The sequence below is a fragment of the Streptomyces sp. NPDC020780 genome (genome assembly GCF_044334475.1).
GTDB lineage: Bacteria > Actinomycetota > Actinomycetes > Streptomycetales > Streptomycetaceae > Streptomyces.
In genome coordinates this window covers 62,371-81,257 of the sequence record NZ_JBIRTB010000008.1, presented here as the reverse complement: position 1 = coordinate 81,257, position 18,887 = coordinate 62,371, and the positions used below count along the sequence as shown (strand labels likewise).

Here is an 18,887-nt window from a genome sequence, read left to right as displayed (position 1 = left end):
GATCGATATCAGCGCATCCGTGATGCAGTTCCTTCTGGCGTTCATCGTCGTAGCCCCGCTCCTCGGCGCGGTCGCCGCACTGCTGCCCGCCCCGCCGGGACTCAGGGGAAGGGACCCCGGCCAGGCCGTACTCCGCCACGGCGTGACCGTGACCGGCGCGGTCCTGCTCGCCGCCCTCCTCCTGGCCGCGGGCTTCGACCACAGCCACCCGTCGAGGATGCAGGCCACCACGGACATCAGCTGGATCCCGGCACTCGACGTGCGGATCCATCTCGGTACGGACGGCATCTCGCTCCCCCTTCTCGTCCTGACCGCGCTGCTGACCTTCCTCTGCGCGCTCTACAGCTACTTCAAGCTCCCCGCGGGCCCCTCCGCGAAGGGCTTCGTCGCACTCGTCCTCCTCCTCGAGTCCGGCACGCTGGCGACCTTCGCCGTCCTCGACCTGCTGCTGTTCTTCCTGGCCTTCGAGACGGTCCTCATCCCGATGTACTTCCTCATCGCCCGCTGGGGCGGCGACCGGAAGCAGCCCGCCGCCTGGAAGTTCATCCTCTACACCCTGCTCGGTTCCGTGATCATGCTGCTGGGGCTGCTCCTTGTCGGGCTGAAGAGCGGCACCTTCGACATGGTGGCACTCGCCACTGACAACGGCCGCGGTCTCACCGCGTCCGTGCAGGTCACCGCCGTACTGGCCATCGGCGTCGGCCTCGCGGTGAAGACCCCCATGTGGCCGCTGCACAGTTGGCTGCCCGACGCCCACACCGCCGCCCCGACCGTCGGCTCCGTCCTCCTCGCCGGCGTCCTGCTCAAGATGGGTACGTACGGATTCGTCCGTATCCTGCTCCCCGTCGCCCCCGACGGGATGCGGACCTTCGCGCCGTATCTCGCGGCGTTCGCTGTCGTCGGGATCATCTACGGGTCCCTCGCCTGCCTCGCCCTCGTCCGCCGCGGCGCCCAGGGCGACCTCAAGCGCCTCATCGCCTACTCCTCCGTGGGCCACATGGGCTTCGTCCTCCTCGGCATCGCGACCATGACCCCCACCGGAGTCAACGGCGCCCTGTTCGCCAACATCGCCCACGGCCTCATCACCGGCCTGCTGTTCTTCTTGGTCGGAGCCGTCAAGGACCGCTACGGCACAGCCGATCTGGACACCCTGTCGGGAGCGACCGGGGCCGCCCTCTACGGCCGCGCCCCCCGCCTGGGCGGCCTGCTCGCGTTCGCGGCCATCGCCTCGCTCGGTCTCCCCGGCCTGGCCGGGTTCTGGGGGGAGATGCTCACCCTGTTCGGTGCCTTCGACCCCGCCGAGGGCCTCAGCCGCCCCGCCTTCCTCACGTACATGTCCCTCGGCGCCCTCGGCACCCTGCTCACTGCCGCGTACATGCTCATGGTCGTCCGCCGTGTCTGCATGGGCGGGAACCGTGAACAGCCGCACCCGCTCGCCGACGTCCAGGGCTACGAACTCGCCACCTGGACCCCGCTCGCCGCTCTCACCGTCCTCGCCGGACTCTGGCCGGCCGTCCTTCTCGGCCTCACCGACCCGGCCGTGCAGAAGCTCCTCGCAGGAGGCAAGTCGTGACCGTGGCAGCCGACAGCGCAACCGGGGCCGCGAGCCTCGTCCAGTCCGTCGACTGGCTCGCCGTCGCGCCCCCCGTCGTCGCCGCGTCCGTGGCGCTGCTCGTCCTGGTCGCCGACCTGTTCGTCCCCGAGCGGCAGAAGCCGCTGCTCGGCTACGGAGCCGTCGCCGGGCTCGTCGCCGCGCTCGCCCTGCTCGTCCCCCTGCGGGCCGGAGACCGCTCCACCTTCTGCCTCACCGGCGGGACGCAGGCCTGCAGCTACGCGGCCGACCACTTCGCCCTCGTCATCCAGGCCCTCGTGCTCGGCGGCGCACTGCTCACCGCACTGCTGTCACTCGGCGACACCCGCAGGCTCCCGGCGGGCGAGTTCTGGTTCCTGCTGCTGTCCTCCGTGGCGGGCGCCGCGCTGCTGCCCGCCGCCCGCGACCTCGCCACCCTCGTCGTCGCCCTCGAAGTCGCCTCACTCCCCGCCTTCGCCCTCGTCGGGATCAAACGCGGTGACCGCCGCTCCTCCGAGGCGGCCCTGAAGTTCTTCCTGTCCTCCGTCGTCGCCACCGCCGTCATGCTCTTGGGCGTCAGCTTCGTCTACGCGACGACCGGCACCCTGCACCTCACGGAGATCGCCGCACGTCTCGACGACGTACCCGGCCGGTTCGCAACCCTCGCCGAGGCGGGGGTCGTCCTCACGCTCGTCGGCTTCGCCTTCAAGACGGCCGCCGCGCCCTTCCACTTCTGGGTCCCCGACACCTACGTCGGAGCCCCGCTCCCCATCGCCGCCTACCTCTCCGTCGTCGGCAAGGCCGTCGGGTTCTCCGGGCTGATCCTCGTCACCGTGATCGGCTTCCCGGCGTACGCCGACGTCTGGGGGCCCGCCCTCGCGGTCCTCGCCGCCCTCACCATGACCGTCGGGAACGTGGCCGCACTCCGGCAGAGCGCCACCCGCGCACGCAGCGCCGTACGCCTGCTGGCCTGGTCGTCCGTCGGCCAGGCCGGCTACCTGCTCGTCCCCATCGCCGCCGCCGCGTACTCCGGCGACGAGCAGATCGGCTCCACCGTCGCGTACGCCCTCATGTACGCCGCCGTGAACCTCGGGGCGTTCGCCGTGGTCGCCCTCGTCGCACGCAGCCACCCCGGCAACCGCCTCGCCGACTACGGCGGCCTGTACGCCACCCGCCCCGTGGCGGCCCTCGTCATGGCCTTCTTCCTGCTCTGCCTGGCCGGACTGCCACCCGGCATCATCGGCCTCTTCGCCAAAGTCACGGTCTTCTCGGCGGCTGTCGACGCCGGGCTCGGCTGGCTCGCCGTCGTCATGGCCGTCAACGTGGTGATCGCGCTGTACTACTACCTCCGGTGGACCGCGGCACTCTTCCGCGCCCCGGAAGGCGCACCGGAGGGCGTGCAGGCACCCGTTGCCCGCACGCTCGGCGTCCCGGTGCCTCTGACCACCGCGATCGCGCTCACCGCAGCCGCCGCGCTCGCCCTCTCCGGCGCCCCCCAGCTGGTTCTCCGCTTCGCCGCCGTCAGTCTCTTCTGACCCCTGCGCGCGTGACCCCCTGGACCGTAGGAACATCGGCTTGCCCGTGCGGGCGCGCACAGGGCATGGTCTTGCGTGCACGCGTCACCTGAACAGAGCAACAAGGAGCAAAGCGGTGCTGAACGGGTTCAAAGACTTCATTCTGCGCGGAAACGTCATCTCCATGGCCATCGGCCTCGCCGTCGGAGCCGCGTTCACCGCAGTCGTCACCGGCTTCAGCAACGCGTTCATCGTTCCTCTGATCGGGCTCTTCACCCGGGGAACCGGCGACTTCAGCAAGGCCGTCTTCACGGTCGACGGGGTGAAGTTCCCGTACGGCCTCTTCGTCAGCGCGGCCATCGCCTTCGTCATCACCGCCGCCGTGCTCTACTTCCTGGTCGTCGTCCCCATGGCCCAGGTCCAGAACCGCTTCACGGCCAAGGAGGACGAGAAGCAGGCCGACATCAAGGCCGCGCTGCGCGACTGCCCGCGCTGCTTCACCGAGATCCCCGCCATCGCCACCCGCTGCGGCCACTGCACCAGCGACGTCGAGCCGGACCCGGAGGCCCGCGCACTCGCCGGCCTCCCCGCCCAGCGCTGACCCCGCCCGCCACCGGCGTACGGCGCATCCGCCCCAGGCGGACAGGCACCCTCCGCGCGGCAGGCGCGCCCCCTCCGCCGGCCCGGCGGGCACATGCCACCCGTACGGCCCAGGGGCGGATCGGTCCACCCTGGACCAGCTCCGCCCCTTCGCCCTGTGCCCCGCCCCGCCGCACAAGGGAACTAGCTCCCGCCGCCTCGCGTTGACCGGTACGGGAGGCTCCACTGGGAGTGGAGCACCACCGAGCAAGGGTTCCCCTACCGCACCACTTGGAGGGCGTACCGTGCACCGCCGGCACAACGGGCTGAAGACCGCAGTACTCCTCGGGGGACTGTCCGCGCTCATCATCGTCATCGGCAGTTTCTTCGGACGCACGGGCCTGATCATCGCCCTGCTCGTCGCGCTCGCCACCAACGCCTACGCGTACTGGAACAGCGACAAGCTGGCCCTGCGCGCCATGCGGGCCCGGCCGGTCAGTGAGTTCGAGGCGCCGCAGCTCTTCCGCATCGTCCGTGAGCTCTCGACGGCCGCCCGCCAGCCCATGCCCCGGCTCTACATCTCCCCGACGCAGGCACCCAACGCCTTCGCCACCGGTCGGAACCCGCGCAACGCCGCCGTCTGCTGCACCGAGGGCATCCTCCAGATCCTCGACGAGCGGGAGCTGCGGGGCGTTCTCGGCCACGAGCTCAGCCACGTCTACAACCGCGACATCCTCATCTCGTCCGTCGCGGGCGCACTCGCCTCCGTCGTCATGTTCCTGGTCAACTTCGCCTGGCTCATCCCGGTCGGCCGGTCCGACGACGACGAGGGCCCCGGCATCGTAGGGATGCTGCTGGTGATGATCCTCGGCCCCCTCGCCGCCTCCGTCATCCAGCTCGCCGTCAGCCGCTCCCGGGAGTACGAGGCCGACGCCTCCGGCGCCCAGCTGACCGGCGACCCGCTCGCCCTCGCCGGCGCCCTGCGCAAACTGGAAGCCGGCACCGAACAGCTCCCGCTGCCGCCCGAACCGAGGATCGAGACCGCGAGCCACATGATGATCGCGAACCCGTTCCGCCCCGGCCAGGGCATGTCCAAGATGTTCTCCACCCACCCGCCCATGGCGGAACGCATCGCCCGACTCGAGCAGATGGCAGGGTATCGACCGTGAACACAATCCTGAACGTCATATGGCTGATCCTGTGCGGCTTCTGGATGTTCCTCGGCTACGTCGCCGCGGGCCTCCTGCTGTGCATCACGATCATCGGCATCCCCTTCGGGGTCGCCGCGTTCCGCATCGGCGTGTACGCGCTATGGCCCTTCGGCTACACCGTGGTCGACCGCCACGACGCCGGCAGCCCCTCCCTCATCGGGAACATCCTCTGGGTGATCCTGGCCGGCTGGTGGCTCGCGCTCGGCCACATCTTCACCGGCATCGCCCTGTGCGTCACCATCATCGGAATCCCGCTGGGCATCGCCAACTTCAAGCTCATCCCGGTCTCGCTGATGCCCTTCGGCAAGGAGATCGTCCGCACCGACCAGGCCTTCGCCGCTCGCTGAGGGCTGACGGGCAGAGGGCGCCCGGCAACCGCGACCGCCTGGCGACCGCGCTGCCCGCGGCAACCACGACCTCCTGGGGGCAACCGTGACCGCCCGTCACACGTCCTGGCGTACAGGATCAAGTGACGGGTAGGTTCGTGATCATGAGCATCATCAGCTGGATCATTCTCGGTCTCCTGGCAGGCGCCATAGCCAAGCTCCTGCTGCCCGGCCGCGACCCGGGCGGGATCGTCGGCACCACGCTGATCGGCATCGTGGGCGCCTTCCTCGGTGGCTGGCTGTCGTCCCGCTTCCTCGACCGCCCGATCTCGACCGACTTCTACGACACGGCCACCTGGGTCGCGGCCATCGCCGGATCCCTGGTCCTGCTGATCGCCTACCGCCTGCTCTTCGGCAACTCCCGCGACCGCCGCTGACCCGGCCGGGCGCGCGGCGTCGCAAGACGTCGACACGGCGGCCCCGGGACCCACGGTTCACCGCACCGCCGGCAGCGCGCCCTCCAGCCCCAGCAGCTGCTCCTTGCGCCCCACCCCGCCGGCGTAGCCCCGCAGAGCTCCGTCCGCACCGATCACGCGGTGACACGGGCGGACCACCAGCAGCGGATTACGCCCGATCGCCGTGCCGACCGCCCGCACCCCCGCCCCCAGTGACCCCACCTGAGCGGCGATCTGCCCGTACGACACCGTCTCCCCGTACGGAATGGTGTCCAGGGTCTTCCAGACCCGCTGCTGGAACTCCGTGCCCACGCCGTCCGCGTACGGGATGTCGAAGTGGGTCAGCCGCCCCGCGAAGTAGGCGGCCAGCTGCTCGGTGATCCCGGTGAACGCCTCCGGTGCGTGCCGCCAGTCCTCCCGCACGACCGCGGCACCCTTCTGTCCCGGCAGGGACAGCGAGGCGAGAACCACCCCGTCCGCCGCGTCCGTACGCTCCTCGCCGACCAGCAGCAGCTCACCCAGCGGGCTGTCCACCCTCGCGTACACCGTCGCCGTCACGCCTCACGCTCCCTGTCCGGCGGGCCCCGCAACCGGTCCGCTCACGTCCGTACACCCCCGAGTCTGCGGTTCCGGGAAGGCCATGACCGGCGGTATTCGGACATCGCGCACCCCTACGGCGGAAGCGGGGCGGCCCGCGCCGTCCGTCCGGCGCGGGCCGCCCCGCCCGCAACGCTGCACACGGCAGCGATCCGGCTACCGGTAGTTGGCGAACTGCACGGCGAAGTCGAAGTCCTTGCCCTTCAGCAGCGCCTGCACCGCCTGCAGGTCGTCCCGGCTCTTCGAGCTGACCCGCAGCTCGTCGCCCTGGACCTGCGCCTTGACACCCTTGGGCCCCTCATCGCGAATGATCTTCGCCACCTTCTTGGCGTTCTCCTGGGAGATGCCTTCCTCGATCGTGGCGAAGATCTTGTACTCCTTGCCGGACAGCTGCGGCTCGCCCGCGTCCAGCGACTTGAGGGAGATCCCGCGCTTGATCAGCTTGGACTGGAAGATGTCGAGGATCGCCTTGACCCGCTCCTCGCCGTTCGCCTCCATCAGGATCTTCTCGCCGGACCACGCGATCGAGGCACCCGTGCCCTTGAAGTCGTAACGCTGGGAGATCTCCTTGGCGGCCTGGTTGAGGGCGTTGTCGACCTCCTGCCGCTCGACCTTCGAGACGATGTCGAAACTGGAGTCGGCCATGACGTGTGGCTCCTTGTGTCGTAAGCGTTGGGTACGGCACAAAGCCTAGCCACCCCCGCGCGCCCCGAGCACTGATCAATCGGGTGGCGGAGCACCCCTGAGCATCGGGTATCGTTTACGTCGTCGCCAAGGAGCCCCGTAACGGATTCCGACGCGTCGTTCCAGGCGGTGTGCCCGAGTGGCCAAAGGGAGCAGACTGTAAATCTGCCGGCTTCGCCTACCCAGGTTCGAACCCTGGCGCCGCCACAGGAGGGGAAACCCCGTCCGACCTGATTGAACACCAGGTCGGGCGGGGTTTCTGCATGTGTACGGGCCGGGCCACCGAGCGGTGCGCCGCGGGCGGTTCAAGGGGGCGTGGCCCCCCGCCGGGCCGCCGTGTCGAGGACCTCCTGGACGTCCGTGAGCCGGTCGAGGCCCCGGACGGCGCGGGCGGTGCGGTGGTTGGCGGCGAGGCGCGTGCGGTGGCGGTGAAGGAAGGCCCAGTAGCCGGCGGTGTAGGGGCAGGCGTCGTCGCCGGTGCGGTGCGCCGGGTGGTAGGCACAGGGTCCGCACAGGTCGCTCATCCTGTTGATGTACGCGCCGCCCGAGGTGTACGGCTTGGTGGTCATGAGACCCCCGTCGGCGTACTGGGACATGCCGGTGACGTTGGGCAGCATGACCCAGTCGTAGCCGTCGACGAAGCAGCGGTGGAACCAGTCGGTGACGGCAGCCGGATCCCAGCCGTCCTGCAGAGCGCGGCTGCCGAGCACCATCAGGCGCGGGATGTGGTGGGTCCAGCCGGTGTCCCGCACCTGCGCGAGCACGGTGGACAGACAGTTGGCGGTGACCGCGTCGGCGTCCAGGTCGAGGAACCAGTCGGGCAGCGGGGCGGTGTGGTGCAGTGCGTTGCGGTGACGGTAGTCCTCCCCGAAGTGCCAGTACAGGTGCCAGACGTACTCACGCCAGCCGGCGATCTGCCGGACGAAGCCCTCGACGCTGTTGAGAGGGGCGTCGCCGGCGCGGTAGGCATCTTCGGCCCGCTCCACGCACTCGGCCGGGTCGAGGAGACCGAGGTTCAGCGGGGCGGAGAGGAGGCTGTGGCTCATCACCGGGTCGGCCGCGAGCATGGCGTCCTCGTACCGCCCGAACGTCGGCAGGCGGTGGGTGACGAAGTGCCGCAGCGTGGACAGCGCCTCGCGACGGGTGGCGGGAAAGCGCCTCGGGCCGTCGCGGCCGACGAAGGAGACATCACCGTCGCGCTCCCAGCGGTCGAGGTCGTGGCGGACCTCCTCGTCGATGGCGTCCTCGCGCGGCTGCCAGGGGCCCCGGACCTCGAGGGTGTCCCGGCCCCGCGGCGGGGCTTCACGGTTCTCGTGGTCCAGGTTCCACCTCCCGCCGGCAGGCCCGTCGCCGTCCATGAGCAGGTCGTGCCGCTCGCGCACCCAGCGGTAGAAGCCCTCCAGACGCAGGCCCTGTCCGCTGCTCCGCCCGGCCCAGGCGGCGAAGTCGTCCTGGCTCACCATGAAGCCTCTCGGCGGCAGGATCTGCACGCCCTCCAAGGCGCCGGCGAAATCCCGGGCCCGGCGGGAGGTGGGGCCGCAGACCGTCAGCCGGTCCCCGGCACCGCGGTCCCCGGCGCCGCGGTCCCCGGACGGGCCCGTGGCCCTGCCTCGAGGTATCGGCCCGCGGGGCACCGGGCGGCCGAGGGCCCGCTCCAGGCCCTCGGCGTACGTCTCGGCCCGGACGTAGGTGACCCGGTCTCCGAGTTCGGCCGCACGGTGCCGCATCGCCGACAGCACCAGGTGGGCCTTGGCGCGGTGGAAACGGCGCCGGCGCAGCACCGAGCGCGCCTCGATCATGACCACCGGCGCCCGGACGTCGGGACCGCCGTGGCGCGGGTCGAGGAAATGCGGGCCGAGCTGGTCCCCGAACAGCCAGTGGGGGCGTGGCGTCATGGAGTTCCGCCTCTCGCGGCCGGAGGCCCGCGCGGGTACGGCGCCGGGCTGACGGCGCGACCGGGGCGAGGGCGGGTCGAAGGGTCCGGCGCAGCGGCCGGAGAGGGTGACCGGCGTGGCCGTACCGCGACCACCCTGGCCACGGGTCTCCCGCCCGGCCGATGCTGCCAGCCTCCGCCGCCGCCCGCGCGCCGACACTCCGCCGGACCGGCGCGGGGGGACGGCCCCGGCACACCGGCCGCTCCTGCGGCGGACGGGCACGCGGTGTCCGAGCCGCAGGACGTGCTGCCTGGGCCGCGCGCCGCGGTACCGCGGGGCAGGCGCCTCCCCGCGGCACCCCGGCGTACCCTCGAACCCGTCCGCGGACACGTGCGGCTCGCGCGAGAGGGCCTCGCGCCCGGAGGCCCCGCACCGGGAAGGTCTCGGTACGGGCTCCCGGAGGCCGGGCGTGCCAGGAACGAAACCAGGAACCCGAACGCACACCTGGAACAGGAACAGGGGCAGTGCCGTGAACCCTCGTCCCGCGGGGCCCTCACCGGAAGGGCCCGAGCAGCCGGCGCTCTTCGACTGGGAGGACGCCTCCCCGCCGGCGGCCGGCGGGTTCCGTGACAGCCCTCAGGCGCGGCGGATGCTGGACATCCGGGAGGTGTACGCCGAACCCGCCGCGCTCGCCGCCCCCCGTGGCCGGCAGATCCTCGCACGGCTGCCGGGAGTGCCCGTCACGGAGGTGCCCAGCCACTGGCGCATCCCCTCGCTGCACGGAAACGAGGGCAACGTCGAGCGCTGGGCCCGCGTCAAGACCGAGACACTGGTCCTGGGGGTCAGACAGACCCTGACGACCCGGCCCAACGGCAGGTCGGCCGACTGGATCGCCCCGGGCGCCTCCAACGGCTGCGCCATGGCCTGCGCCTACTGCTACGTTCCCCGCCGCAAGGGCTACGCCAATCCGATCACGCTGTGCACCAACATCGAGGCGATCGTCGCCCACGTCAGGCGGCACGTACAGGCGCAGGGCCCCAAACAGCAGCCCAACCAGTGCGACCCGCGGTCCTGGGTGTACGACATCGGCGAGAACGGCGACTGTTCCGTCGACGCCCTCGTCAGCGACAACACGGCCGACCTCGTCGCCGCGTTCCGGGGGCTGCCCACCGCGAAGGCGTCGTTCGCCACCAAGTTCGTCAACCCGGATCTGCTCGCGCTGGACCCCCGCGCCCGTACCCGGGTGCGTTTCTCGGTGATGCCCGCCGAGGACTCCCGCCTGCTGGACATCCGCACCAGCCCGGTCGCGGACCGCATCGCCGCCGCTGCCGACTTCGTGGACGCGGGCTACGAGGTGCACTTCAACCTCTCACCGGTGGTGCTGCGCCCCGGCTGGCGACACGACTGGGCCCAGCTGCTCGTCCACCTCGACGACGTCCTCCCCGCCCGGGTGAAGGAGCAGGCGGCGGCCGAGATCATCATGCTGACCCACAACCAGCAGCTCCATGAGGTCAACCTCGGCTGGCACCCGCGGGCCGAGGACGTTCTGTGGCAGCCGACGGCGCAGGAGACCAAACGCTCGGAGAACGGCGCCCTCAACGTCCGCTACGCCCGCGAGGTCAAGCACGAGGCCCTCAGCAGCCTGCGGGAGCTGATGAGGGCCCACACACCGTGGCTGCGGATCCGGTACGCGTTCTGAGCCCGTTCGGCGTCCTGCGCTCGTCGTCAGCCGTGGCGGGGATGACCACCGCGGCCCTCGACGGCTCCGTCCGGCCCCCACCCGCCCACGGGGACACGGCCGGCGCCCGGGACCGCCGCGACACCCCTCGTCCCCCGGCGGGACGGGCACACCCCCGGACCGGTTCGCTTACCTCTCAGGTCATCGACCCCGACCTCACCGCCATGCCACGATCTCCGGCGTACGGAGCCCGACCGACCGGAAGGACACCATGCCCGCCTACGCCGTAGCCCACCTGCAGGACTCCGCCCCCCACCCCGAGATCGCCGAGTACATCGAGCGCATTCCCGGCACCTTCGAGCCGTACGGCGGCCGCTTCCTCGTGCACGCCACACCGCACGAGGTGAGGGAGGGCAGCTGGGCCGGAGCCGTCGTGATCATCGGTTTCCCCGGGATCGACGAGGCCCGGGCGTGGTGGGACTCGCCCGCGTACCAGGAGATCGCTCCACGGCGCTCGCGGCACATCGCGGGCGACATCATCCTGGTCGAGGGCGTCCCCGAGGGCTACGACCCGCGGGCCACCGCGAAGACGATGCGGGACGCCCTGTCCGGGGAGCCCGCGCGGTAACCGCCAGCGCGAGGACGTCGCACGACGACCGCAGTTCGCGCGGTGACCCCGGGGCGCGTACGTCGCACGACGACGGGAGCCACCCGGTCGGGCAGCGGGCTCCGGGCCCGGCTCAGTTGCCCGCGACGCCCTTCACCGCGACCGTCACCGGCTGCTCGCCCGAGATGAGCTCCAGGGTCAGGCCCGCCGTCGCGGGGGTGTCCAGCAACTCCAGCAGTGCGGCCGCCACATCGTCGCGCGGGACCGGGCCGCGGCCCGTGGAGGCGGCCATCAGGACCCGGCCCGTACCGGCGTCGTTCACGAGCATCCCGGGCCGCAGGATCGTCCAGTCGAGGCCGGCCCTCGACCGTACGTACGCGTCCGCCTCGCCCTTGGCTCTCAGATAGGCGTCGAAGACCTCGTCGCCCGGATGGCCGGGGTCGGCTCCCATGGAGGAGACGACGACGTAGCGGCGCACGCCCGCCTGCTCCGCCGCGTCCGCGAAGAGCACGGCCGCGCCGCGGTCCACCGTGGCCTTGCGTTCGATCCCGCTGCTGGGGCCGGCGCCGGCCGCGAAGACCGCCGCGTCGGCGCCCCGCAGGACCTCGGCGACCTCCTCCGTCGTGGCGGATTCGAGGTCGAGCACGACGGGCTCGGCCCCGGCCGAGCGGAGGTCCTCGCTCTGCTGGGGGTTGCGGATGATGCCGACCGCTTCGTCGCCGCGCGCGGCGAGCAGCCGCTCGAGGCGGAGCGCGATCTGACCGTGTCCTCCTGCAATGACAATGCGCATGCTTCCGACGGTACGCCGCAGCGCCCACTCGCGCTCAAGGTCCGCCGCCGGGGCCGGAATCGGTGCGGCCCTGGCGGGGCAGGTCCAGGGCGGCGGTCGCCTCGGAGCCGCAGTACTCGCGCACGGCGCTGGTCCGGGCCACCACGCGTCCGCGGTGCACCACGATCCGGCTGTACGCGAGCGAGAGGGCCCCGGACAGCAGTTCCCCGCGGACGGCGAGCAGTTCCGCGGGGAAGCCGGCCTCGATGCGTACGCCGGGCAGGCCCATGACCGCTCGGGCGGTGGACGAGACGGCGTCGTAGGCCTGTCCGGGGCCGAGGCCGCTCTGCGAGGCCAGGAGGTAGGCCGCCTCCAGCGGGTCGCCCCGCCCCACGGAGTTGGCGGCGTCGCGCAGCGCGCCGCTGCCCGCGGCCACGCGCACCCCGGCGGCCCGCAGCAGGGCGACCGGGGCCGCCCCGGTGATCCGGGCGCCCGAGCAGCCGCCCTGGGGGAGGCAGACCACCGTCACGGCGGCGGCGGCCAGCTGGTCGGCCGCACGGCCCGCCGCGCCGGCCGGAAGCCCGGAGAGGCCCGCGCAGGGGCCGACGCTGACGCCCGGGCGGAGCCCGCCGGCCATGGCGGCGAGCCGGGCGAGGCGGGCAGGGTCCTCGGCGTCCGTGTGGAGGTCCACGGGGCGGCCGCGAGCGGCGGCGAGGTTCAGCACGGCCTCGCCGTAGCCCGCCGGGTCGGGGTCCACGTCGGGGCAGCCGCCGACCACCCCGGCACCCATGTCCAGGGCCTCGCGGAGCATGGCGAGGCCGTCCGCGCCCGCGACGCCGGTGAGGAGCCGGGGGACGGCGACGGCGGTCACGTCGACGAGCCCGCGCAGGGAGCGGCGGGCCTCCAGGACGGCTTCGAGGGAGGCGAGGCCCTGGACGTCGCCGACGCGCACATGGGCGCGGACCGCCGTGGCGCCGTGGCTCAGCTGGAGGAGGGCCGCCTCGGTGGCGCGGCGCCGGATGTCCTCGGGGCGGTGGGACGCCGGGCCGGTGCCCTCCGCGGCGGCGGTGAGGGCCGTGTCGCCGTGCGCGTGCGGCTCCGCGGGGGCCGGCAACAGGAGGTAGCCGCGCAGGTCCAGGCGGGCGCCCCGGGTGGTCAGGCTGCCCGCGGTGCCGACGGCCTCGATCCGCCCACCGCTGATCCGTACGTCCACGACGCGCCCGTCCGTGAGCCGTGCGCCGCCGAGCAGGAGCGCGGAGGTGCCGGCCGGGGTGCCGGGGCCGGCCGCGTTGTCGTCTGGCCGCCGCGGCCGGCTGTCGGGCATCGCGCTCCTGGGAGAGGGACAAGATCACTCGGAGTGGGCCGAGCCTAAGGGGTGTCCCGCGATTCCCGGTGGATCAGCGCGCGGCGTCGGATGCGGTGCGTCGCACGGCAAAGGAGCGTCCGCGTACGGACGCACGGGGAGGTTCCGGTAACGCGGCGAGGTGCCGTAGCTGTGGTCGCAGCGCCCGCCGGGGACGTGCGGGACAGCTCTCAGGGGGTGTCCGGCTCGCTCCGAGGAGGAGCGGAAAAGTCGTACGAATGTGGCCCTCCGGGGCGGCCGGGGCGTGCGGGGGTCCGAGGGCTCGCCGGGCGGGCGGAGGGACGCCGTACGACCTGATCAAGGCCTGATCAGCGGCCGGTCAGGGGGCCAGGGGCGATCGCGTCCCGGGGGGTGATCACGGACCGGGTGCGGGTCGCGGAAACGGATTTGGGCGATCGGCGACGGAGCGTGTAATGTCTTCCTCGCTCGCCCCAATAGCTCAGTCGGTAGAGCGTCTCCATGGTAAGGAGAAGGTCTGCGGTTCGATTCCGCATTGGGGCTCTGGTGATCGGGTCTCCCCGCTTCGGCGGGGGAGCTCGTCATCAAAGCGGTGTAGCTCAGTCGGTAGAGCAAGCGGCTCATAATCGCTGTGTCACCGGTTCAAGTCCGGTCACCGCTACTTACGGTAGCCGATTGTGGGGTCGGTCCTTCGATCGGCTACTCTTTTTTGCGTTCATCCGTCCATCCGTCCGTCCAAGGAGCACTCACGTGGCTGCCACCGACGTCCGCCCGAAGATCACGCTGGCCTGCGTGGAGTGCAAGGAGCGGAACTACATCACCAAGAAGAACCGGCGTAACAACCCGGACCGTCTTGAGATGAAGAAGCACTGCCCGCGCTGCAACTCGCACACGGCGCACCGCGAAACGCGCTGAATCAGGCTCGTACACGAGGCCGTCCCCACTGGGGGCGGCCTCGTGTCGTTTTGTCCGACGGCTCGGGTGGTTCCGCGCACCACTCGACTTTTCATCAGGAGGTAGCGGGCTCATGGCGCTCGACCAGTCCTTCGTGGGGCGGACCTATCCGCCCACCCCGGCGTACGAGGTCGGCCGGGAGAAGATCCGGGAGTTCGCGGAGGCGGTGGGGGACGGTAACCCCGCGTATGTGGACCCGGAAGCGGCCAAGGCCCTGGGGCACCCGGACGTGATCGCCCCGCCGACGTTCGTCTTCTCGGTCACCTTCAAGGCCGCGCGCATGGTGGTGCAGGACCCGCAGCTGGGCCTGGACTACAGCCGTGTGGTGCACGGTGACCAGAAGTTCGCGTACACCCGTCCGGTGCGGGCGGGGGACCGGCTGACGGTCACCTCGACGATCGAGGCCATCAAGTCGCTCGCGGGCAACGACATCGTGGACGTCAGGGGCGAGGTGCACGACGAGTCCGGGGAGCATGTCGTGACCGCGTGGACGAAGCTGGTGGCGCGCGCCGCCGAGGAGGCGTGATGACTGCGGGAATCGCTTACGGCTCGGTCGAGGTCGGTACGGAGCTGCCGGCGCAGTCGTTCCCCGTGAACCGGGCGACGCTGGTGCAGTACGCCGGTGCCTCGGGTGACTTCAACCCGATCCACTGGAACGAGAAGTTCGCACACGAGGTCGGCCTCCCGGACGTGATCGCCCACGGCATGTTCACCATGGCGGAGGCGATCCGGGTGGTCACGGACTGGGTCGGTGACCCGGGCGCCGTCGTCGAGTACGGGGTGCGGTTCACCAAGCCGGTCGTCGTACCGAACGACGACACGGGCGCGTCCGTCGAGGTCAGCGGCAAGGTCGCCGCACTGCTGGACGACAACCTGGTGCGGGTCGACCTGACCGCGATGAGCGAGGGTAAGAAGGTGCTGGGCATGTCCCGCGCGGTCGTACGGCTGGCCTGAGCCGCTACGGGCGAGGCGGCGCCGCCCGGCCCTCGACGGCCGGACGGTCGCTGAGGCCCGGGTCACCACGGCTGGACGCCCCGGTCAGGCCCGCGTCAGTACGGTCCGTGGCCCCGCCCGAGCGGCGGGGCCACGGACCGTACTCTTGTCCCCGTGCAGGAACTCCACGACGCCCCCCTCGCCCCCCTGACCACCTTCCGGCTCGGCGGCCCCGCCGACCGCCTCCTGACGGCCACCACCGACGCCGAGGTGATCGCCGCCGTCCGCGAGGCCGACGAGAGCGGCACCCCGCTCCTGGTCATCGGCGGCGGCTCCAACCTGGTCATCGGCGACAAGGGCTTCGACGGCATCGCCCTGCGCGTCGCGACCGAGGGCTTCGACCTCTCCGGTACGACGCTGGAGCTGGCCGCCGGTGAGGTCTGGACCGACGCCGTGGCCCGTACGGTCGAGGCCGGCCTCGCGGGGATCGAGTGCCTCGCCGGGATCCCCGGATCCGCCGGGGCGACGCCCATCCAGAACGTGGGGGCGTACGGCCAGGAGGTGTCCTCGGTCATCACCGAGGTCGTCGCCTACGACCGGTACACCCGTGAGACGGTCACCCTCCCCGCCGGTGCGTGCGCGTTCTCCTATCGCCACAGCCGCTTCAAGGCGGAGCCCGACCGCTTCGTGGTGCTCCGGGTCCGCTTCGGGCTGGAGGACGCGGACGGCCTGTCGGCGCCCCTCCTGTACCCGGAGACGGCGCGGGCCATGGGCGTCCGCCAGGGGGAGCGCGTCCCCGCCTCGGCCGCCCGCGAGACCGTCCTGCGGCTGAGGGCCGGCAAGGGGATGGTCCTCGACCCGGAGGACCACGACACCTGGTCGGCCGGCTCCTTCTTCATGAACCCGGTCCTCGACACCGCCGAGCACGCCGCCTTCCTCGCCCGTGCCAAGGACCGCCTGGGCCAGGACACCGAGCCCCCCGCCTACCCGGCCGGCGACGGCCGGGTGAAGACCTCCGCCGCCTGGCTCATCGACAGGGCCGGTTTCACCAAGGGGTACGGGGCGGGCCCCGCCCGCATCTCCACCAAGCACACCCTCGCCCTCACCAACCGGGGCGACGCGACCACCGAGGACCTGCTCGCCCTGGCCCGTGAGGTCGTCGCGGGGGTCCACGACGCCTTCGGGATCACGCTGGTCAACGAGCCGGTGACGGTCGGCGTCAGCCTGTAGGGGCCGCGCCGGCGGGGATCAGCCGGCCAGCCACGCGTCGATGCCGCTCAGCAGCTTCTGCCGGACGTCGGCGGGCGCCGCCGAGCCCCGGACCGACTGCCGCGCCAGCTCGGCCAGCTCCGCGTCGTCGAAGCCGTGGTGGCGGCGGACCAGGTCGTACTGGGCGGCCAGCCGGGAGCCGAACAGCAGCGGGTCGTCCGCGCCGAGCGCCATGGGGACGCCCGCGTCGAACAGAGTGCGCAGGGGGATGTCCGCAGGCTTCTCGTAGACGCCGAGCGCCACGTTGGAGGCGGGGCAGACCTCGCAGGTGACCCCGCGCTCCGCGAGGCGGGCCAGCAGCCTCGGGTCCTCGGCGGCGCGCACACCGTGCCCGATCCGGGCCGCGTCGAGGTCGTCCAGGCAGTCCCGGACGCTCGAAGGGCCCGCGAGTTCGCCGCCGTGCGGCGCCGCGAGCAGCCCGCCCTCCCGTGCGATGGCGAAGGCGCGGTCGAAGTCACGGGCCATCCCGCGGCGCTCGTCGTTGGAGAGCCCGAAGCCGATGACCCCGCGGTCGGCGTACCGCACGGCCAGCCGGGCCAGCGTCCGGGCGTCCAGCGGGTGCTTCATGCGGTTGGCAGCGATCAGGACCCGGATCCCGAGCCCGGTCTCGCGGGCCGCGCTGTCCACGGCGTCCAGGATGATCTCGATGGCCGGGATGAGACCGCCGAGCAGCGGGGCGTACGAGGTCGGGTCGACCTGGATCTCCAGCCACCCGGAGCCGTCCGCGACGTCCTCCATGGCGGTCTCGCGCACCAGCCGCTGTATGTCCTCCGGGGCGCGCAGGCAGGAGCGGGCGATGTCGTAGAGGCGCTGGAAGCGGAACCAGCCGCGCTCGTCGGTCGCCCGCAGTTCGGGCGGTTCGCCGCCGGTCAGCGCGTCGGGCAGGCGGACGCCGTACTTGTCCGCCAGTTCGAGCAGCGTCGTGGGCCGCATCGACCCGGTGAAGTGCAGGTGCAGGTGGGCCTTGGGCAACAGCCGTACGTCACGCTCCATCTCAGGATCTTGCCGCAGAGACCCCGCCGAGCGGTAGCCGGATTCCCTCCTGAGTTGCCCGTCGAACAAAAAAACTGGCCCCCGGCCGGAACCGGGGGCCGACTCACGCGCGGTGAGTACGCCGATCAGTCGCGGGCCTCGCCCAGCAGCTTCTGGAGCCGCGAGACGCCCTCGACGAGGTCGTCGTCACCCAGGGCGTACGACAGCCGGAGGTAGCCGGGCGTACCGAACGCCTCGCCGGGGACGACGGCGACCTCGGCCTCGTCCAGGACGAGGGCGGCCAGCTCGACCGAGTCCGCCGGGCGCCTGCCGCGGATCTCCTTGCCCAGCAGGGCCTTGACCGACGGGTACACGTAGAACGCGCCCTCGGGCTCCGGGCAGTAGACGCCCTCGATCTCGTTGAGCATGCGCACGATCGTCCGGCGGCGGCGGTCGAAGGCGGTCCGCATCTCGGCGACCGCGTCCAGCGAGCCGGAGACGGCGGCCAGCGCGGCGACCTGGGCGACGTTGCTCACGTTGGAGGTGGCGTGCGACTGCAGGTTGGTCGCGGCCTTCACGACGTCCTTGGGGCCGATGATCCAGCCCACCCGCCAGCCGGTCATGGCGTACGTCTTGGCCACGCCGTTGACCACGATGCACTTGTCGCGCAGCTCCGGCACGACCGCCGGGAGCGAGGTGAACGTCGCGTCGCCGTAGACCAGGTGCTCGTAGATCTCGTCGGTCATCACCCACAGACCGTGCTCGACGGCCCAGCGGCCGATCGCCTCGGTGTCGGCCGCGCTGTACACGGCGCCGGTCGGGTTGGACGGCGAGACGAACAGGACGACCTTGGTGCGCTCGGTACGGGCGGCCTCGAGCTGCTCGACGGAGACCCGGTAGCCACTGGTCTCGTCGGCCACCACCTCGACCGGGACGCCGCCCGCCAGACGGATGGACTCCGGGTAGGTCGTCCAGTAGGGGGCGGGGACGATGACCTCGTCGCCCGGGTCGAGGATCGCGGCGAAGGCCTCGTAGATGGCCTGCTTGCCGCCGTTGGTGACCAGGACCTGGGCGGTGTCGACCTCGTAGCCCGAGTCGCGCAGCGTCTTCTCCGCGATGGCGGCCTTCAGCTCGGGAAGCCCGCCGGCCGGGGTGTAGCGGTGGTACTTCGGGTTGCGGCAGGCCTCGACCGCGGCCTCGACGATGTACCCGGGGGTCGGGAAGTCGGGCTCGCCGGCGCCGAAGCCGATCACCGGACGCCCGGCGGCCTTGAGGGCCTTCGCCTTGGCGTCCACGGCGAGGGTGGCGGACTCGGAGATCGCACCGACGCGGGCGGAGACCCGGCGCTCGGTGGGAGAAGTTGCAGCGCTCATGCCCCCCATGCTCGCAGACCGGAATCGGCCCGGGCACGCGGGTTTCAGGGACCGGACAGGACTCGGACAGCATCCGGACAGGACCGGTCGGTAGTTGTCTGTTCGACGCGGCGCCGCCGAGCACGTACACTCACCTGTCGTTGGCCTTCATCAGCCGCACCGTTTTCGCACCCGGCACCCCGGGCAGGATGCGGTAGGTTG

General features: G+C 71.9%; 19 protein-coding genes and 3 tRNA genes. 15 read left to right on the top strand and 7 right to left on the bottom strand.

The features are described 5' to 3' along the window. The first annotated feature begins 22 nt into the window (after positions 1 to 22). From ACH4VO_RS16955 to ACH4VO_RS16930, 6 genes are all read left to right on the top strand, one after another. Positions 23 to 1,573 (top strand): NADH-quinone oxidoreductase subunit M, encoded by a 1,551-nt coding sequence (locus ACH4VO_RS16955; protein ID WP_360985876.1) that lies wholly within the window; start codon positions 23 to 25, stop codon positions 1,571 to 1,573. Next, positions 1,570 to 3,105, top strand: a complete 1,536-nt coding sequence (locus tag ACH4VO_RS16950) for an NADH-quinone oxidoreductase subunit N (RefSeq protein WP_360985111.1) — start codon at positions 1,570 to 1,572, stop codon at positions 3,103 to 3,105. The genes ACH4VO_RS16955 and ACH4VO_RS16950 overlap by 4 nt, the downstream gene beginning before the upstream one ends. A 115-nt stretch (positions 3,106 to 3,220) precedes the next feature. Beyond that, on the top strand, positions 3,221 to 3,685 hold the full coding sequence (mscL, locus tag ACH4VO_RS16945; RefSeq protein ID WP_069171209.1) for a large conductance mechanosensitive channel protein MscL: 465 nt from the start codon (positions 3,221 to 3,223) through the stop codon (positions 3,683 to 3,685). 283 nt (positions 3,686 to 3,968) lie between these two features. After that, positions 3,969 to 4,832: a zinc metalloprotease HtpX gene (gene htpX / locus ACH4VO_RS16940; RefSeq protein WP_360985107.1), complete on the top strand. Its 864-nt coding sequence runs from the start codon at positions 3,969 to 3,971 to the stop codon at positions 4,830 to 4,832. After that, positions 4,829 to 5,221 (top strand): YccF domain-containing protein, encoded by a 393-nt coding sequence (locus ACH4VO_RS16935; protein ID WP_360985104.1) that lies wholly within the window; start codon positions 4,829 to 4,831, stop codon positions 5,219 to 5,221. The genes htpX and ACH4VO_RS16935 overlap by 4 nt, the downstream gene beginning before the upstream one ends. Positions 5,222 to 5,364: 143 nt before the next feature. Beyond that, positions 5,365 to 5,637 carry a GlsB/YeaQ/YmgE family stress response membrane protein gene (locus tag ACH4VO_RS16930; protein ID WP_267074168.1) on the top strand — a complete coding sequence of 91 codons (273 nt, stop codon included), beginning with the start codon at positions 5,365 to 5,367 and terminating at the stop codon, positions 5,635 to 5,637. Positions 5,638 to 5,694: 57 nt separating this feature from the next. On the opposite strand, the gene ACH4VO_RS16925 is transcribed toward ACH4VO_RS16930, so the two are convergent. Together ACH4VO_RS16925 and ACH4VO_RS16920 are read right to left on the bottom strand one after the other, a co-directional pair. Next, a complete protein-coding gene (locus ACH4VO_RS16925) occupies positions 5,695 to 6,213 on the bottom strand; it encodes a methylated-DNA--[protein]-cysteine S-methyltransferase (RefSeq protein ID WP_360985101.1) in 519 nt (172 codons plus the stop codon). Between the two features lie 195 nt (positions 6,214 to 6,408). Further along, a complete protein-coding gene (locus tag ACH4VO_RS16920) occupies positions 6,409 to 6,897 on the bottom strand; it encodes a YajQ family cyclic di-GMP-binding protein (protein WP_069171205.1) in 489 nt (162 codons plus the stop codon). Between the two features lie 164 nt (positions 6,898 to 7,061). On the opposite strand from ACH4VO_RS16920, the gene ACH4VO_RS16915 reads away from it, so the two are divergent. Continuing rightward, positions 7,062 to 7,143, top strand: a tRNA-Tyr gene (locus tag ACH4VO_RS16915). A 98-nt stretch (positions 7,144 to 7,241) separates the two neighbouring features. On the opposite strand, the gene ACH4VO_RS16910 is transcribed toward ACH4VO_RS16915, so the two are convergent. Beyond that, the gene (locus ACH4VO_RS16910) at positions 7,242 to 8,831 is read right to left on the bottom strand and encodes a cryptochrome/photolyase family protein (RefSeq protein ID WP_360997747.1); all 1,590 of its coding nucleotides are present in this window, start codon (positions 8,829 to 8,831) and stop codon (positions 7,242 to 7,244) included. A 508-nt stretch (positions 8,832 to 9,339) separates the two neighbouring features. On the opposite strand from ACH4VO_RS16910, the gene ACH4VO_RS16905 reads away from it, so the two are divergent. Together ACH4VO_RS16905 and ACH4VO_RS16900 are read left to right on the top strand one after the other, a co-directional pair. After that, positions 9,340 to 10,509: a spore photoproduct lyase family protein gene (locus ACH4VO_RS16905; protein ID WP_360997746.1), complete on the top strand. Its 1,170-nt coding sequence runs from the start codon at positions 9,340 to 9,342 to the stop codon at positions 10,507 to 10,509. Positions 10,510 to 10,759: 250 nt separating this feature from the next. Further along, positions 10,760 to 11,116, top strand: coding sequence for a DUF1330 domain-containing protein (locus ACH4VO_RS16900; RefSeq protein WP_360997745.1), 357 nt, complete (start codon positions 10,760 to 10,762; stop codon positions 11,114 to 11,116). 112 nt (positions 11,117 to 11,228) lie between these two features. Here the strand turns inward: ACH4VO_RS16900 and ACH4VO_RS16895 are convergent, their stop codons facing one another. Continuing rightward, positions 11,229 to 11,885 carry an SDR family oxidoreductase gene (locus ACH4VO_RS16895; protein WP_360997743.1) on the bottom strand — a complete coding sequence of 219 codons (657 nt, stop codon included), beginning with the start codon at positions 11,883 to 11,885 and terminating at the stop codon, positions 11,229 to 11,231. Positions 11,886 to 11,919: 34 nt separating this feature from the next. Next, positions 11,920 to 13,188 (bottom strand): hydrolase, encoded by a 1,269-nt coding sequence (locus ACH4VO_RS16890; protein ID WP_360997741.1) that lies wholly within the window; start codon positions 13,186 to 13,188, stop codon positions 11,920 to 11,922. Positions 13,189 to 13,655: 467 nt separating this feature from the next. On the opposite strand from ACH4VO_RS16890, the gene ACH4VO_RS16885 reads away from it, so the two are divergent. The 6 genes from ACH4VO_RS16885 to ACH4VO_RS16860 all read left to right on the top strand — a co-directional run bounded on the left by ACH4VO_RS16885 (position 13,656) and on the right by ACH4VO_RS16860 (position 16,302). Further along, positions 13,656 to 13,728: transfer RNA gene (locus ACH4VO_RS16885), tRNA-Thr, on the top strand. Between the two features lie 45 nt (positions 13,729 to 13,773). Further along, positions 13,774 to 13,846: transfer RNA gene (locus tag ACH4VO_RS16880), tRNA-Met, on the top strand. Positions 13,847 to 13,935: 89 nt separating this feature from the next. After that, positions 13,936 to 14,100, top strand: a complete 165-nt coding sequence (rpmG, locus tag ACH4VO_RS16875; protein ID WP_003956487.1) for a 50S ribosomal protein L33 — start codon at positions 13,936 to 13,938, stop codon at positions 14,098 to 14,100. A 112-nt stretch (positions 14,101 to 14,212) separates the two neighbouring features. After that, on the top strand, positions 14,213 to 14,665 hold the full coding sequence (locus ACH4VO_RS16870) for a MaoC family dehydratase N-terminal domain-containing protein (protein ID WP_360997739.1): 453 nt from the start codon (positions 14,213 to 14,215) through the stop codon (positions 14,663 to 14,665). After that, entirely contained in the window at positions 14,665 to 15,093 is a 429-nt protein-coding gene (locus ACH4VO_RS16865) for a MaoC family dehydratase (protein WP_360997737.1), read from the top strand. Before ACH4VO_RS16870 ends, ACH4VO_RS16865 begins: the two co-directional genes overlap by 1 nt. 153 nt (positions 15,094 to 15,246) lie before the next feature. Next, positions 15,247 to 16,302, top strand: a complete 1,056-nt coding sequence (locus tag ACH4VO_RS16860; RefSeq protein ID WP_360997735.1) for a UDP-N-acetylmuramate dehydrogenase — start codon at positions 15,247 to 15,249, stop codon at positions 16,300 to 16,302. A gap of 18 nt (positions 16,303 to 16,320) precedes the next feature. Here the strand turns inward: ACH4VO_RS16860 and ACH4VO_RS16855 are convergent, their stop codons facing one another. Together ACH4VO_RS16855 and ACH4VO_RS16850 are read right to left on the bottom strand one after the other, a co-directional pair. Then, a complete protein-coding gene (locus ACH4VO_RS16855; RefSeq protein ID WP_360997734.1) occupies positions 16,321 to 17,334 on the bottom strand; it encodes an adenosine deaminase in 1,014 nt (337 codons plus the stop codon). Between the two features lie 125 nt (positions 17,335 to 17,459). Continuing rightward, complete coding sequence (locus tag ACH4VO_RS16850; RefSeq protein ID WP_360997733.1) at positions 17,460 to 18,686, bottom strand: pyridoxal phosphate-dependent aminotransferase; 1,227 nt, start codon at positions 18,684 to 18,686, stop codon at positions 17,460 to 17,462. Positions 18,687 to 18,887: the final 201 nt, after the last annotated feature.